Raw genomic sequence first — 13,504 nt, forward strand, 5'->3', positions numbered from 1 at the left:
TATGCGCATGCCAGTTTCGCGCGGGGGTCCGCCCAAAGGGGGCGCGCCTGATCCCTGGGGCGCGAATTGTGCGGAGAGAGCGAAATGACGAACGAATCGACGCGTGGAGTGGATGTGTCGATTTTTGAACAGAAAATCGACACATTCAGAATACATGTCGATGTCATGAACATGGCGGACTGCGCGGGGCGACCGAAGACAACTGGGCTGCGCATCAAGCGGCACCACGCCGACCAAGACCAGGGGGCGGTGGCGATCACCATGGGCAGGTGCGCCAGCGCCCGCACGTCTATAACCGCCTGACCAAGAGGCTCACCCAGCCCCCACCTTGCGCAGCAAGCCCGGCGAAACCTTCCAGCCCTGGCCTTCGTCGGTGCGCACGCTGGCGGTCTTCTTGTTCAGGCGCTGCACGATGCCCTGCCTGGTGCTGCCATCGGTGGTGGTGAACTGGACCCGGTCACCTTCGGCAAACTGGGCCAGCGCCACGGTGCTCTTGGCCTGGGCCAGCAGGTTCAGGCGTTCGATCACCATGCGGTTGAGGTAGAGCAGGTCTTCTTCGCCCATGTGGCGCAGGGCCTGGGTGAACAGTTCGCGGTCCACCACGGTGTGCCTGGGGCTTGTCATCGCTGCATGTCTGTGCCGCCCGACGGGGCGGTTCAGGCCGAGCTTATGGCAGGCAGCGGGGCGGCTTCAAAGGCTACGCGCCCTGCAGCCGCTGCCCCCACTGCTGCGTCCACGGCGCGGCCATGGACAGCACCATCATCACCCAGGCCACGGCGGCGAAGCGCCCGGGCCACGCGGCGGGCGAGCGCCCTTGCCGCAGGGCGGCGTGCAGCGCGCAGGCGGACAGCGCAAACGCCATGGGGAGGGCCCAGGCCGACACCCAGGCCAGCACCGGCTGGCGGTCGTCGAAGATGGCTGGGTGCGCCAGGGCGAAGACCATGAGGCAGGCGATCTGCACGGCGGGGTGGCGCAGGTAGCTGGTCACGACGGTGGGGGCGGGGGCATGGGGGCTGGCGATGGCCTGGGTGGCGGCTGCGGGCTTGCTGCGCATGGATGGGGGGGTCTCCTCGGCGCAATGTAGCAGCGGTGCGGGCGCAAACGGCCGTTCGGGCGGCGTTTGTGGCGAACGGACACGTCGGTTACACATCTTGCCCGGCATCGCTGCGGTGGACGATTGGGCATCTGTTGTGGACGGTTTGCGCACCCGGGTGGCGGCTGGCTGGAGACACTGGCGTTCTCTGAACACGCACACCATCGCACCATGCAGATCTCCGTTTACGACACCTATGTACAGCGCCCCGACGGGCTGCGCATGCATTTCGACATCCTCGTTCCCGCCACCGTCGGCGACCATGAGCAGGTGCTGCAGTACGGACGGCGCTACCTGGCGGCAAAAGGCTTGGCGGCCAGCGACCTCAAGGCCGAGAAGTGCAGCTTTTGCCATATGCAATCTGCCAGCCCTGCTGTCGAGCAGGAAATCGCATCCATCGGCTTTGCGATCCTGGAGCTGGAGCACTGCGGCTGATCTGCTGCCGCCCCTTGCGATACCCCAGGCGGCGCTGGGGCGAAATTCCGCTGGATTTTTGATATACCAATGGTAAGTTACCATGGGTATATAGCATTCACAGTGGAGTTTTTCCCATGCACGCACTCATCGTCGTTGCGCACCCTGACCGCGATTCCCTGACCCATGCCGTGGCCGCCCAGGTGGCGCAGGGCGCAGCCCAGGCCGGCCTGGCGGGCCTGCACACCACGGAGATCGCCGACCTGGCGGCCGAGGGGTTCGATCCGCGCTTCACCGGGGCCGACCTGGCGCTGCACCTCAAGCAGGCCCCGGCGCCCGCCGACGTGGCGGCCGAGCATGCGCGGCTGGACCGGGCCAATGCCCTGGTGCTGGTGTACCCCGTGTACTGGTGGTCCTTCCCGGCCTTGCTCAAGGGCTGGATCGACCGGGTGTTCACCCAGGGCTATGCCTACGAAGAAGGGGCCGACGGCAAGCTGGCGAAGAAGCTCGGCCACCTGCAGGTACACCTGCTGGGCATGGGCGGGGCCGATGGCGGCACCTACGAGCGGCATGGCTACCTGGGCGCCATGAAGACGCAGATCGACCACGGCATCTTCGGCTACTGCGGTGCGCAGGTGGCTAGCTCCAGGCTGCTGCTACAGTCGTCCACGCAGGACGTCGTGGCGTCGCATCTCGGCGCTGCACGCGCGCTGGGCCGCAGCCTGTTTGCCCCGTCCTCGCCGTAGACACTTCCAAGGCCATGCCCCGCACGCTACTTGCCGCCCCGCCACCACAGCCCGCGCCCCGCCGCCGCATGGCGCGGCACGAGCGCGCGCGCCAGTTGCTCGATGTGGGGTGGACGCTGCTGCGCGCCGAGGGCGCCGATGCCCTCACGCTCGGGCGCCTGGCCGAGGAGGCGGGCGTGACCAAGCCCGTGGTGTACGACCACTTCGGCACGCGCGAGGGGCTGCTGGCCGCGCTGTACCAGGATTTCGATGTGCGCCAGACGGCGGTGGTGGACGCCGCCATCGCCGCCGCACGCCCCACGCTCAAGGACAAGGCTGGCGCCATTGCCGCGGCCTATGTGCAGTGCGTGCTGACCCAGGGGCGCGAGATACCGCAGGTGCTGGCCGCGCTGCAGGGCTCGCCCGAGATGGCGGCCGTCAAGCGCCAGTACCAGGAGGTCTTCATCGCCAAGTGCCTGGCCATCCTGGCCCCGTTCGCGGGGGACAAGGGCGTTGCCCGCGCCGGCATGTGGGCCGTGCTGGGCGCGGCCGATGCGCTGTCGGACGCCGCGGTGGGCGGTGACATCAGCGCAGAGGCGGCGCAGGCCGAGCTGTTCGAGACCATCGTGGCGATGGTCCGGCGCAACCGGTAAGGGCGCGCAGGTGGCGCGCTGCACGAATCTGCGCGGCCCGCTACCATGCGTTGCCGCTGGGGCCCGGGGCTGCGGCATCCACACCAAGGGGAGCCATTCCAATGCAACAACGCCAACTGGGAGCCCATGGGCCCCTGACCTCTGCCATCGGCCTGGGCTGCATGGGCATGAGCGAGTTCTACGGCGCGAGCGACGACGACAGCTCGCTGCGCACCCTGGCGCGGGCGCTGGAGATCGGCGTGACGCACTTCGACACCGCTGACACCTATGGCCTGGGGCACAACGAATTGCTGCTGGGCCGCTTCATCGCCGGTGCGGGGCCTGCTGCGCGCCAGCGCATGCAGATTGCGACCAAGTTCGGCATCGTGCGCCAGGCCGGGCAGTACGAGCGGCGCATCGACAACTCGCCGGCCTACATCCGCGCCGCGTGCGAGGCATCGCTCAAGCGCTTGGGCGTGGAACGCATCGACCTGTACTACTGCCACCGGCGCAACCCCGATGTGCCCATCGAGGATGTGGTGGGCGCCATGGCCGGGCTGGTCGCGGCCGGCAAGGTGGCCGCCATCGGCCTGTCGGAAGTATCGGCCGACAGCCTGCGCCGCGCCCATGCCGTGCACCCCATTGCAGCCCTGCAGAGCGAGTATTCGCTGTGGAGCCGCGGGCCCGAGGACGGCATGCTGGCGCTGTGCGCGGAACTGGGGACCGCATTCGTGGCCTACAGCCCGCTGGGCCGCGCCTTCCTCACCGGCACGGTGGATGTGAAGGCGTTGGCGGACAACGATTTTCGCAAGAACAACCCGCGCTTTGTGGGCGATGCCGAGGCCGCCAACCGGCAGCTGGTGCAGTCGCTCGATGCGTTTGCCGCCGCGCGCGGGCTGGCCAGCTCGCAGGTGGCGCTGGCGTGGCTGCTGGCCAGGCAGCCGCATGTGCTGCCGATTCCGGGCACGCGGCGCATCACCTGGCTGGAGAGCAATGCCCATGCGGCCGAGGTGGCACTCAGCCCCGACGAGGTGGCCGAGCTGGACCGCTTGTTCTACCCCGCCAAGGTGGCCGGCGCGCGCTACCCGGATGCCGGCTTTGTCGGCATCGAAGGCTGATGCCGTGCGCAGCCATGCCGTCCTGCTGGCGCTGGCCATGGTGACCGGCGGCGCGTACGCTGCCGACGGGGGCGTGCCGGCCGAGCCGTTGCGGCCCTGGATCGACCCCGTGGTGAACGCCGGGTTCGAGCGCATCGTGGCGCGCTGCCGGTTCATCTACACACAGCCCTTGCGGCCGCTGCGGCGGGTGATGCTGCTGGAGGGGGACGACAAGCCCGCCACCTACGCGCTGGCGGGCATGGCGCACGACCTGCTGATGACCTCGCACCCGGTGCGGCCCTACGTGGGCCGGGTGAGTTTGCGCTACGCCCTGGTGCTCAAGGAGCCGCCTGCGGATGCGCAGGCGCAGGCCGATGAGGCCGAGTTCGGCACGCGCATCGTCGAGACGTTGGACTTTGCCTGGCAGGGCCGGCGCTGGGTGTTCCGCGGGGTGTCTGCCGTGCTGGTCACGGGCGAACACGACCGCCCCGGCCTGCCGGTGGTGGACAGGACGCCCGCCGAGGGCAAGGCAGAGCATGCGCAGGCGCTGAAGGCCTGCCTGGGCGGGCTCTGAGAACCTGTTCAAAATCTTTTGTAGCGGCTGCAAAAAGATCTTGAACAGGTTCTGAGCTCTAGGGTTTGGTGGCCACAGCGGCCGGCCCGTCGTAGTTCGCCTCACGGTCCATGGCCGGCACGGCCACGCCGGTGTCGGCCGCGGTGCCGGTGGCGGGTTCTTCCGGTGGCTCCTTGCGCGCTGCCAGCGAGGCCTTGCGCCAGCCGCCGTAGCGGTAGTACAGCACCGCCAGCAGCACCGAGGTGATGGAGCCCAGCGGAAAGCTCCACCAGATCGCCTCGGCGCCCCAGGTGCCCTGCAGTGCGCTGGCGAACGGCACACGCACCAGCAGCATGGAGATGAACAAGATGATGAGCGGCGGCAGCACCGCGCCCGTGGCCCGCACCACGCCGAAGAGCACGATGGTCACGCCGAACAGCACGAAGGACCAGGCCGCCACATTGTTGATGTGCACCGCCACGGCCACGGCGCCGCTGTCGCCCGGCAGGAACAGGCCCAGCGCGGCGCGGTCGGCCGCGTAGAGCGCCAGCACCAGCGCACCCGTGAGCAGCAGGTTGAACAGCACGCCCACGCGCGCGATCTGCTCCACCCGGTCCCAGCGGCCCGCGCCCACGTTCTGCGCGGCCATGGATGACACGGCCGCCCCTGTGGCCAGGGCCGGCATCTGCACATAGGTCCACAGCTGCGCGGCCACGCCATAGGCCGCCGCGGTGTGCACGCCGTAGCCGTTGACCAGGCCCATCATGACGAGGGCCGCCGACGAGATCACGATCATCTGCAGCCCCATGGGCACGCCCTTGACCACGATGGTGCGCAACAGCTGCGGCCGGGGCCGAAAGTGCGCAAGCTCGTGCCGGCCCGGCAGCAGCGGGTGCTGGCGCCGCGCCAGCAGCACCAGCAGGCCGGCAAAGCTGATGCCCTGCGCCAGCAGCGTGGCCAGGGCCGAGCCCGCGATGCCCATGGCCGGCAGCGGCCCCGCGCCGCGGATCAGCAGCGGGTTGAGCGCCACGTCGATCGCTACCGACAGGGCCATGAACCAGAACGGCGTGCGCGAGTCGCCCGAGCCGCGCAGCACGGCCATGGCGAAGGCGAACGAGTTCATGATCGGCACGGCCACGAAGATCACGCGCAGGTAGGCGACCGCCGAAGGCAGGGCGGCCTCGGGCGTCTTGAGCAGGCCCAGGATCTCGGGCGTCCAGACCCAACCCGCCGCCGCGATCAGCGCCGATACGGCCAGGAAGAACGTGGCGCCCGTGCCCACCACGCACTTGGCGCGCTCGATGTCGCGCGCGCCATAGGCCTGCCCGATGAGGATGGTGGCCGCCATGGACACGCCGAACACCGCACCCAGCAGCAAAAAGAGCACCAGGTTGGCGTTGGAGGTGGCCGTGAGCGCCTCCTCCCCCAGCAGGTTGCCGATCCAGATCGCGTTGACCGAGCCGTTGAGCGACTGCAGCACGTTGGAGCCCAGCACCGGCAGCGCAAAGGCGATCAGCGTGCGGGCGATGGGGCCCTGGGTCAGGTCGCGTTGCGGGGCTCGGCGGGGAGGTGGGGTGTTCATGGCGGGGCGTGGTGTGGCGTTCGGGCAGTCTACGTGCTGGCGCGCCGCCGTGGGTAGGACGGCGCCGCCATGGCTCCCAGGCCAGCTTCTGCCCCAGGGGCATCTTGGTGGCGCGCGCGGGCTGAGGTAGATTGCGCCCAGGAGGAGGAGATGCAGCCCATGGCCCCAACGAACCTGGATGACCCGCTGGCCGATGCGCCAGCGGAGCTGTTGGCGTTTCTGGACCAGGCGGCCAGCCTGCAGTCCCAACCGCTGGGCATTGCGGTGCTGGGCCGCGACGCCTGCCGTGAATACTCGCGGGCCGTGCGCGGCACGGCGTGGGGCGAAGCCCTGGGCCTGGTCGCGTTGGACGACGCCAACAACTCCATGCCGCACTGCTACGTGGTGCGCGGCCCTGCGGCCGGCATGGTGCTGCAGTTCAATCGCGTGGACGGGCAGTCACTGCGCTACCCGAGCCTTGCCGCCTTTGCATCGGCCCTGCGGGCGGCATTGGCAGACGGCACGCACATCGAAGACCTGGCGCCGGCCACCATTGCGCCTTCGGCGCGGCAGGCCGAAGTCGTGGCGCGCCTGCTGGGCGCAATGGCGCCCCGCGCGGACCAGGAGGCGTACGCCGACGCAGCCGCCACGGTGGAGCTGCTGCTGCCCCAGCTCAATCCTGACAACCTGCCTGTGCTGCAAGCGCTCGCCTCGGACACCGATTTCTACATCCGCGAGTACGCGGCCCTGTTCCTCAGGCGCCACGCCCGTCCTGCATACGAAGCCCTGGCCAGCCGCCTGGCCGAGGACGGCCATGGCCAGGTCGCACGGCCGGCAGCCGAAGCAGCCAAGGCGATCCGGCGCATGCTGGGCGAAGCCAGACGAGATGCGATCGCCCGTGCCAGGGCCGGGGCCGTTGATGTCCAGGTACGCCGCACCTAGTGCGCAGTGGTTTGCGATGCTTTCCATGCAATGGCTCCTCTGGACACTGGCTGCAGCCGCTCTGCTCGCGCTGGGCTTCTGTGCCACCATCGCGATCACTTTCTGGTCCGGCTTCCAGTTCAAGCGCTGCCCTGTCTGTCACAGCCGGAGGTCGCAGTTCCTTCGCTACGGCCGTCTGCATGCGGAGGAAGCCTTCAGCATCCATCGCTGCAAATCCTGCCTGGCCCGGTTCGTCATCGCGGATGGTGCAAGCCATCGGCTCGAGGCAAGCAAGTGGGCTCAAGAGGCTCCTCCATCTACGTGAGGCAATCCACAGCTTGCCGCCATTCCGACAGGGGGGCTGCGCTGCCTGGTCGCCTGGTGCCTGCAGCCATGTTGATCGATGCAGCAATCCGATGGGATCGCCGCACAGTCCCCGTCCATTCCCTGTGAAGACAATCGCAAATGGTCTATTACGAACTCATCGCCAGAGATCCTCAGTTGAGCTGCGCCCTGTTCTCCGAGGACGACCCTCGTGGCAGGCGCGTGGTGCGCCAGCAGTACAGGCCATTCGTCTGTCCGAGGTGTGGAAAAGTCGATGAGCTGCATGCGCTGGCGCAGGCCGGGGTGCCGCAGATGAAGTTCAGCTCGGGCAGGCATGTCGTCTCCACTTCGGACGACTTCAAGCTGTGCAACCAGCGATTCATCGATGGGCTCGAGGCCGCGGGCATTACCGGTCTCATGTATCTTCCTTTGGATTCGCCACAGGGCTACTTCGTCGTGCTGCCAACCGCTCGTGCAAGCGTGGACGAGCCGACGGCGGGCATGGTGACCCATGGCGAGCGCTGTGTTCTGTGCGCAAGGTGGCGGGAGACCACGGTCGGGCCCCTGTGCGAGAGCATCGAGAAGCCGCCGGATGAACGGGCCATTTTTTCGCCCGCAGTCTGGTCCGAGTCGATCCTGGGAGTGCGCCCCATGTTTCTCTGTGCAGCGCCGGTGGCCAAGGCGATGTCGTCGCAGAAGTTCAGCGGCCTGGAATTGGCCAGGGCGTTCTGACCCCATGCGGGCATGAGCGGCTACCTGGAATGCCCTCAAACCAATGCCGAGGCCGTGTGATGGATGGCACCAGGCCCGGTGTGGTGGGGGAGGAGCGCGATGGCAAGCGCAAGCAGAGGGTGGGTCTGGGCACCGGATACCCCTCGTCCATCGTGCTGCGCAGGTACTTGTCAAAGGCAACAGTCCCCGCAGCGGGTCTGCCGGCGTCGCGCATCGCCGAGACACTGGAGCTTGCCTGGCGGGCTGTCCAATTTTTCCAGCGCCGCCCCCATCGCGTGTCTGATCGCCTGGCACAAGCGTGGGGCTTTTGGATGGGCTGGGGCACGCTACATTTCTGCAGCATCGCCCTTTCGTTGAATTCCCATGGCACCTGTACCCTTCACCCTGACCCGCGCCGATTTTGCCGCGTTGCAGCAGCGCGCCGCTGCCCTTGGAAAGGGGCCGGTCCGAGGGGGGCGCAAGCTCGGGGGCCTGCGGCTGATGGCTGCCAGGCTGCTGGTGTGGCTGGTGATTGCCACCGTGCTGTTCAGCATGTTCAAGGTGTTCGACTCGCCCTCGTTGGTGCCGCGTTACATCGCCTGTGGCGCCTTCGGCGCCGTGCTGGCCTTTGTGCTCGCGGCAGCTTGTGCGCCTTTGCTGGCACAGCGTGCGATTGCCGATGGTGGCTGGTTTCTTTCTCCCCAGAGCGTGGAGTTGTCGGAGGCCGGCGTGCTGCAGCAGGTCAAGGGAGGGTGCATGCAGTGGGAATGGTCGGCGTTCATGGCACGGCAGGAGAGCAGCACCATGCACTACCTGTTCATCGAGCCGGGGCAGTGCGTGCTTCTGCCGAAGGCCGCCTTGCAGCCAGAGGCGCATGCGCTCATCCGCCGGCATGTGCCCGCAAAGCCTGCCGCGGGACAAGCGGCGCCAGAGAACAGCGAAACCAGCCCTCCTGCGGCGCCTTAGGCCGGTGACGATCCCCTGCGAAATCGCAAACAGTTTCTTGGCCCGGGCCAGTTAGTTGCCCGCCTGAAGAACAGCCGCCTGGCAGGAATTCGCGCCGCCACCCGCCTGCGGGCTTGCACTGCAGGCCGCTGCATCGTGGTGGCCCAGCAGCACGGGCAAGCCGGCGGCGGACATGATGGCTGTGGGGGCCCGGGTTGCGGTGGCGGTGGGGGTTGTGGTGGTTGTTGCTGTGGTCGTTGCCACCGGCGGCGGGGCGGCAGGGCCGTCACCGCTGACGGGGTCGACGGGATCGGGGGCGCTGCGGCTGTTCCAGGTGATCGCGGCATAGCCGGCGGCGTACTTGGGCATGTCGACGTCGATGGCGCCCTGGTAGGTCATGAGCGGGGCGCCGCTCAACTGGCGCACGTAGAGCCACTGGCCCTGGTCGGTGCTGCCGCGGTTGGCATCGAGCTGGCCGCCCATGAAGCGCAGGCTGCCGCTGCCATCGTGCACGACGAGCTGCTCGGCACCTTCCTTGACCAGGCGCGAGAACAAGGCCTCGACGTGCTGGCCGGTCCTGGCGGCCTGGTACTCGGCATCGCTCAGCGGGGCCAGGCGGACCGGCTCCTTGCCGTAGCGCAGCACGAAGGCCGATTGGGTTGCCAGGGGGGCATACCCCGAGAGCAGGAGCGAGCGCGTGCCTGCGGGAATGAAGATCTTGAACTCCTTGTGCTCTTGCAGTTGGGAACCCGTGAACTCGGGCAGCGACAGGGAGCCGCCGCCCGGGAAGGCGCAGCCACCCGTGCCGAAACCGATCGCGCAGCCCGCCACGCCGGTCGGGGCGTACTGCTCCTTGAAGCCGATTTTGGTGTCAAACGGGTAGGCGACGCTGCCGGCTGCGGGCGGGCGCGCGATTTTGTGGGGGAGCTGGTGAACCGATAAAAAGTTTGCAGCCTGTGCAAACGTGCTGAACACCGCCAGGAATACCAGAAACAGGGACCTCATTGAAAACACTCCAGAAATGACGCTCGGCAAACGCTGTCCGCCCCTGTTCCCGTTGCAAAAGGCAACGTCGGGGCGTTGAAGCGGCGCAGCGTACCTGAGCCAGCGTCGGTTGGGGGGCAGAGCCAGGGGGAATTTCCCCTCGGTTCGCAGGGTCACCCGCCGCATCGCCCATGGTCCATGGATGCCCCCCGCGTGCTTGCCCACAGGCCGCCGCAGCAACTTTTTGTGACAGGTGCAGCGCCGCGCTGCGAAAAATGGGGGATGGACGCGCAGCCCGGGGCGGGGCATGCTGCACCACTTCGTCGCAGGCCCCTCAGGCCCCTGTGCGCGGGGCCTGCGCCCGTTTGCGCGACGGAGTTCTTTTTTTTTCTTTCCTTTGGTCCGCTGTATCTGTTCATTTTTTGAAAGGCGTATCCCCATGACTTTCCTGGCAGTGTTGACAACCAAGCGCCGCTTGCCGTCCAGGCCGTTGGCCTCGCTTCGCGGCCTGGCGGTGAAAGCCGGTATCGCGTGCACCCTTGTTGCGGCAGCGGCCGGGGCCCACGCGGCAACGGTCGTGAAGTTCGCCACCGGCGCATCGAATTCGGCCGCCATCCTGAGCGATGGCACGCTGTGGACCTGGGGCAACAACATGGCCGGGCAACTGGGCAACGGCACTTCCGTCAGTGCAGAGAAGCCGGTCCGGGTGGGCACCGGCTTCACCCAGGTGCAGGTGGGCAGCCGCTACATGGTGGCCCTCAAGGCCGATGGCAGCCTGTGGATGTGGGGCCATGCGGTGCTCAAGGACCGGGAGTTCTACGAAACCGCGCCGGTGCAGATCGGCAGCGGCTTTGACAAGCTGCTCACGTCCGACACCGCCGCCAAGGCCGATGGCAGTGTCTGGTTCTGGGGCGAGTCCAAGCTCGTCTACAGCGCGCCCGCCGGGGGCAGTGGCTCGCTGGACGCGTTGCCCGCCGGCTACCAACAGATGGCCACAGGCCCCTACAACGCGCTGTTCGTGCTCGACGGCGGCGCACTGCGCTACGTGTCGAACAACAATGTCCTCAACACCTGGCGCACCGCCTACGGCAGCACCGGCCCGGCGGGCAGCGGCTATGCGCAGGTGGCGTTGAACGCCACCACCGCCGTGGGCGTGAAGACGGATGGAACGCTCTGGCAGTGGAAAGGCGAGGAGCAGCCGGCCTCGCTCGGCACCGGCTACAGCCAGGTGGCCAAGGGGATTGCCCACACGCTGGCGCTGAAGACCGATGGCTCCGTGTGGGTCTGGGGCTCCAATGCCAACGGCCAGCTGGGCGTGGATTCGCCGGCCGATGTGGACAGCCCCCAGCTCCTGGGCAACGGCTACACCCAGATCGCGGCGGCGAGCCAGCACACCCTGGCCCTGAAGTCCGACGGCACCCTGGTGGCCTGGGGCAGCAACAGCGCCGGGCAACTGGGCTCGGGGCTGGCCGGGACGCTGTCGCAGAAGCCGGCCCCCGTGGTGTTCGATGCCAGCTACTCCCCGCAGCCCGGCACGGTGACTGCCAGCGGGCCCACCACGCGCATGACGCTCACGGCCAAGGTGCAGATCGCCAGCGACCACCTGGCCAACGGCGTCAAGGGCAATGCCTTTGTCGTGGCCATCACCGCCAGCGGTGCGATCTATGCCTACAACGGATCCACCTTCGTGGCCGCCAATGCGCTCAGCATTCCCGCCGCATGGACCAGCAGCCTGCAGAACACGACCACGGCCCTGGCCACCGACCAGGACCTCACGGCCCTGGCCGGCAGCGCGTTCTTCGTCGGCTATGGGCTGGGCGTGACGCCTTCGGAAGCCCTGGGCGAAATGCTCACGAGCAAGCGCTACCAGCTGGGGTATGTGATCCCGTAGCTGGTGGTGCTGTGATGCAGGCAGGGCCCGCGCACGCGGGCTTTGCCTTTTTTGGGGGCGGGCTTCGTTCCATGTGATGATCACGCCTGCACTAGAACGGACACACTTCCATGGCATCCCCTTCCGACAACAGCATCAGCATGGCCCTGTTTTGCGACTTTGAAAACGTCGCCCTGGGCGTGCGCGATGCGCAGTATGAAAAATTCGACATCAAGCCGGTGCTGGAGCGCCTGCTGCTCAAGGGCTCCATCGTGGTCAAGAAGGCCTATTGCGACTGGGAGCGCTACAAGGGCTTCAAGGCCGCGATGCACGAGGCGAACTTCGAGCTGATCGAGATTCCGCACGTGCGCCAGTCGGGCAAGAACTCGGCCGACATCCGCCTGGTGGTGGATGCGCTGGACCTGTGCTACACCAAGTCGCACGTGGACACCTTCGTCATCATCAGCGGCGATTCGGACTTTTCGCCCCTGGTCTCCAAGCTGCGCGAGAACAACAAGCAAGTGATCGGCGTGGGTGTGAAGCAGTCCACCTCGGACCTGCTCATCGCCAACTGCGACGAGTTCATCTTCTACGACGACCTGGTGCGCGAGAAGCAGCGCACGCTGGCCCGGCGCCAGGGCGCGGGCCCTGGCGGCTCGGCAGCCGCACCGGCGGCACCGCGCCGCAGCCCCGAGGAAGAGCGCCAGCGCAAGGAAAAGCAGGACGCCCGCCGCACCCAGGGCGTGGAGCTGGCGGTGGAGACCTTCGAGGACCTGACCTCCGAGCGCGGCGACAGCGGCAAGATCTGGGCCTCGGTGCTCAAGGAGGCGATCAAGCGCCGCCGGCCCGATTTCAGCGAGAGCTATTTCGGCTTCCGCACCTTCGGCAACCTGCTCGAAGAGGCGCAGGCACGGGGGCTGCTGGAGTTTGGCCGCGACGAGCGCTCGGGCGCCTATGTGTTCCGCGGCCTGGGCGTTGCGACCGGTGGCCAGGTGCCGGCCGAAGCGGCGCCCGCCGAGCGGCAGGGCAGCAACAACAGCAACAACAGCAACAACAGCAACAGCAACAACAACACCAGCCAGCGCCATGATTTCCATGCCGTGGCGGCGCTGCCGGATGCCCCCGAGGGCGGTGGTGGCCGGGGTGGCCGCGGCCGTGGGCGCGGCAGGGGGGAGGGGTCGGCACGCGGCGGGGTGCCGCAGCCGGTGGATGGCCAGCAGGACCTTCTCTCGGCGGATGCCCATGCAGCGCCAGGCGCTGGCGACGCGCACGACGATGCGCCGCCGCAGGCCGAGCCTGTGGTGAGCCGCTACTTCCGCCAGCAGGCGCCTGCGCCTGCACCCTCTTACCAACCCGATGAGCCGGAAGATCTGGCCGCGCTGCCTGCCTTTGAAGCCGACGCAGAGCCCGCCGATGCCCCACCAGCCACCGTGGCGGAGCCTGTGGAGGAGGGCGATGGGGTGGATGCCGCCAGCCCTGCGCCGCGCAGCCGCCGTGCGGCCCCGGCAGCCCCGCGCAAGAAGAGCCCGAGCAGCCGCAAGGCCGCTGGCGCACCCGCTGCCCAGTCGGCCGCAGCAGAGCCTGAGGCTGCGGCACCCGCACCCACCAAAGCGGCGGCCCCGCGCGCGCGCAAGCCGCGCGGCACGGGCAAGGCTGCCGAGTAGGCTGCAGCAA

At 68.0% G+C, this 13,504-nt stretch carries 16 protein-coding genes; 12 read left to right on the forward strand and 4 right to left on the reverse strand.

Features of this window, described 5'->3' with window-relative positions:
- Nucleotides 1–84 precede the first annotated feature (84 nt).
- Entirely contained in the window at nucleotides 85–303 is a 219-nt protein-coding gene (locus AC0IZS_RS21530; RefSeq protein ID WP_471637486.1) for a hypothetical protein, read from the forward strand.
- Between the two features lie 9 nt (nucleotides 304–312).
- On the opposite strand, the gene AC0IZS_RS21535 is transcribed toward AC0IZS_RS21530, so the two are convergent.
- Nucleotides 313–624 (reverse strand): hypothetical protein, encoded by a 312-nt coding sequence (locus AC0IZS_RS21535; protein ID WP_471637487.1) that lies wholly within the window; start codon nucleotides 622–624, stop codon nucleotides 313–315.
- Nucleotides 625–697: 73 nt separating this feature from the next.
- Nucleotides 698–1,054 (reverse strand): hypothetical protein, encoded by a 357-nt coding sequence (locus tag AC0IZS_RS21540; RefSeq protein WP_471637488.1) that lies wholly within the window; start codon nucleotides 1,052–1,054, stop codon nucleotides 698–700.
- A gap of 210 nt (nucleotides 1,055–1,264) precedes the next feature.
- Between AC0IZS_RS21540 and AC0IZS_RS21545 the strand changes: the two genes are divergently transcribed.
- From AC0IZS_RS21545 to AC0IZS_RS21565, 5 genes are all read left to right on the forward strand, one after another.
- Nucleotides 1,265–1,528 carry a DUF2024 family protein gene (locus AC0IZS_RS21545; protein WP_471637489.1) on the forward strand — a complete coding sequence of 88 codons (264 nt, stop codon included), beginning with the start codon at nucleotides 1,265–1,267 and terminating at the stop codon, nucleotides 1,526–1,528.
- Nucleotides 1,529–1,644: 116 nt separating this feature from the next.
- Nucleotides 1,645–2,253: an NAD(P)H-dependent oxidoreductase gene (locus AC0IZS_RS21550; protein ID WP_471637490.1), complete on the forward strand. Its 609-nt coding sequence runs from the start codon at nucleotides 1,645–1,647 to the stop codon at nucleotides 2,251–2,253.
- A 14-nt stretch (nucleotides 2,254–2,267) separates the two neighbouring features.
- Nucleotides 2,268–2,885: a TetR/AcrR family transcriptional regulator gene (locus AC0IZS_RS21555; RefSeq protein ID WP_471637491.1), complete on the forward strand. Its 618-nt coding sequence runs from the start codon at nucleotides 2,268–2,270 to the stop codon at nucleotides 2,883–2,885.
- A gap of 101 nt (nucleotides 2,886–2,986) precedes the next feature.
- Entirely contained in the window at nucleotides 2,987–3,982 is a 996-nt protein-coding gene (locus AC0IZS_RS21560; RefSeq protein WP_471637492.1) for an aldo/keto reductase, read from the forward strand.
- Between the two features lie 4 nt (nucleotides 3,983–3,986).
- The gene (locus AC0IZS_RS21565; RefSeq protein WP_471637493.1) at nucleotides 3,987–4,535 is read left to right on the forward strand and encodes a hypothetical protein; all 549 of its coding nucleotides are present in this window, start codon (nucleotides 3,987–3,989) and stop codon (nucleotides 4,533–4,535) included.
- 58 nt (nucleotides 4,536–4,593) lie between these two features.
- Here AC0IZS_RS21565 and AC0IZS_RS21570 read toward each other — a convergent pair whose 3' ends face one another.
- Entirely contained in the window at nucleotides 4,594–6,096 is a 1,503-nt protein-coding gene (locus AC0IZS_RS21570) for an MATE family efflux transporter (protein WP_471637494.1), read from the reverse strand.
- A gap of 159 nt (nucleotides 6,097–6,255) precedes the next feature.
- Between AC0IZS_RS21570 and AC0IZS_RS21575 the strand changes: the two genes are divergently transcribed.
- The 4 genes from AC0IZS_RS21575 (at nucleotide 6,256) to AC0IZS_RS21590 (ending at nucleotide 8,997) form a co-directional block, all read left to right on the forward strand.
- A complete protein-coding gene (locus AC0IZS_RS21575) occupies nucleotides 6,256–7,017 on the forward strand; it encodes a hypothetical protein (protein ID WP_471637495.1) in 762 nt (253 codons plus the stop codon).
- A 16-nt stretch (nucleotides 7,018–7,033) separates the two neighbouring features.
- Nucleotides 7,034–7,321, forward strand: a complete 288-nt coding sequence (locus AC0IZS_RS21580) for a hypothetical protein (RefSeq protein WP_471637496.1) — start codon at nucleotides 7,034–7,036, stop codon at nucleotides 7,319–7,321.
- 140 nt (nucleotides 7,322–7,461) lie between these two features.
- Nucleotides 7,462–8,052: a hypothetical protein gene (locus tag AC0IZS_RS21585; protein ID WP_471637497.1), complete on the forward strand. Its 591-nt coding sequence runs from the start codon at nucleotides 7,462–7,464 to the stop codon at nucleotides 8,050–8,052.
- 363 nt (nucleotides 8,053–8,415) lie between these two features.
- A complete protein-coding gene (locus AC0IZS_RS21590) occupies nucleotides 8,416–8,997 on the forward strand; it encodes a YcxB family protein (RefSeq protein WP_471637498.1) in 582 nt (193 codons plus the stop codon).
- Between the two features lie 51 nt (nucleotides 8,998–9,048).
- Here AC0IZS_RS21590 and AC0IZS_RS21595 read toward each other — a convergent pair whose 3' ends face one another.
- Nucleotides 9,049–9,981, reverse strand: a complete 933-nt coding sequence (locus tag AC0IZS_RS21595; protein ID WP_471637499.1) for a hypothetical protein — start codon at nucleotides 9,979–9,981, stop codon at nucleotides 9,049–9,051.
- A gap of 418 nt (nucleotides 9,982–10,399) precedes the next feature.
- Here AC0IZS_RS21595 and AC0IZS_RS21600 point away from each other — a divergent pair, with 418 nt between their 5' ends.
- Nucleotides 10,400–11,851: an RCC1 domain-containing protein gene (locus tag AC0IZS_RS21600; RefSeq protein WP_471637500.1), complete on the forward strand. Its 1,452-nt coding sequence runs from the start codon at nucleotides 10,400–10,402 to the stop codon at nucleotides 11,849–11,851.
- Between the two features lie 110 nt (nucleotides 11,852–11,961).
- The gene (locus tag AC0IZS_RS21605; protein ID WP_471637501.1) at nucleotides 11,962–13,494 is read left to right on the forward strand and encodes an NYN domain-containing protein; all 1,533 of its coding nucleotides are present in this window, start codon (nucleotides 11,962–11,964) and stop codon (nucleotides 13,492–13,494) included.
- The last annotated feature ends 10 nt before the right edge of the window (nucleotides 13,495–13,504 follow it).

The organism is Acidovorax sp. AC410, assembly GCF_979253235.1.

What these genes read in the sequence shown, in the direction of transcription:
- AC0IZS_RS21575 (WP_471637495.1), top strand. Translation starts at nt 6,256, where the DNA reads ATGGCCCCAACGAACCTGGATGACCCGCTGGCCGATGCGCCAGCGGAG.
- AC0IZS_RS21550 (WP_471637490.1), top strand. Translation starts at nt 1,645, where the DNA reads ATGCACGCACTCATCGTCGTTGCGCACCCTGACCGCGATTCCCTGACC.
- AC0IZS_RS21535 (WP_471637487.1), bottom strand. Translation starts at nt 624, where the DNA reads ATGACAAGCCCCAGGCACACCGTGGTGGACCGCGAACTGTTCACCCAG.
- AC0IZS_RS21585 (WP_471637497.1), top strand. Translation starts at nt 7,462, where the DNA reads ATGGTCTATTACGAACTCATCGCCAGAGATCCTCAGTTGAGCTGCGCC.
- AC0IZS_RS21595 (WP_471637499.1), bottom strand. Translation starts at nt 9,981, where the DNA reads ATGAGGTCCCTGTTTCTGGTATTCCTGGCGGTGTTCAGCACGTTTGCA.
- AC0IZS_RS21570 (WP_471637494.1), bottom strand. Translation starts at nt 6,096, where the DNA reads ATGAACACCCCACCTCCCCGCCGAGCCCCGCAACGCGACCTGACCCAG.
- AC0IZS_RS21545 (WP_471637489.1), top strand. Translation starts at nt 1,265, where the DNA reads ATGCAGATCTCCGTTTACGACACCTATGTACAGCGCCCCGACGGGCTG.
- AC0IZS_RS21600 (WP_471637500.1), top strand. Translation starts at nt 10,400, where the DNA reads ATGACTTTCCTGGCAGTGTTGACAACCAAGCGCCGCTTGCCGTCCAGG.
- AC0IZS_RS21590 (WP_471637498.1), top strand. Translation starts at nt 8,416, where the DNA reads ATGGCACCTGTACCCTTCACCCTGACCCGCGCCGATTTTGCCGCGTTG.
- AC0IZS_RS21555 (WP_471637491.1), top strand. Translation starts at nt 2,268, where the DNA reads ATGCCCCGCACGCTACTTGCCGCCCCGCCACCACAGCCCGCGCCCCGC.
- AC0IZS_RS21530 (WP_471637486.1), top strand. Translation starts at nt 85, where the DNA reads ATGACGAACGAATCGACGCGTGGAGTGGATGTGTCGATTTTTGAACAG.
- AC0IZS_RS21605 (WP_471637501.1), top strand. Translation starts at nt 11,962, where the DNA reads ATGGCATCCCCTTCCGACAACAGCATCAGCATGGCCCTGTTTTGCGAC.
- AC0IZS_RS21560 (WP_471637492.1), top strand. Translation starts at nt 2,987, where the DNA reads ATGCAACAACGCCAACTGGGAGCCCATGGGCCCCTGACCTCTGCCATC.
- AC0IZS_RS21580 (WP_471637496.1), top strand. Translation starts at nt 7,034, where the DNA reads ATGCTTTCCATGCAATGGCTCCTCTGGACACTGGCTGCAGCCGCTCTG.
- AC0IZS_RS21540 (WP_471637488.1), bottom strand. Translation starts at nt 1,054, where the DNA reads ATGCGCAGCAAGCCCGCAGCCGCCACCCAGGCCATCGCCAGCCCCCAT.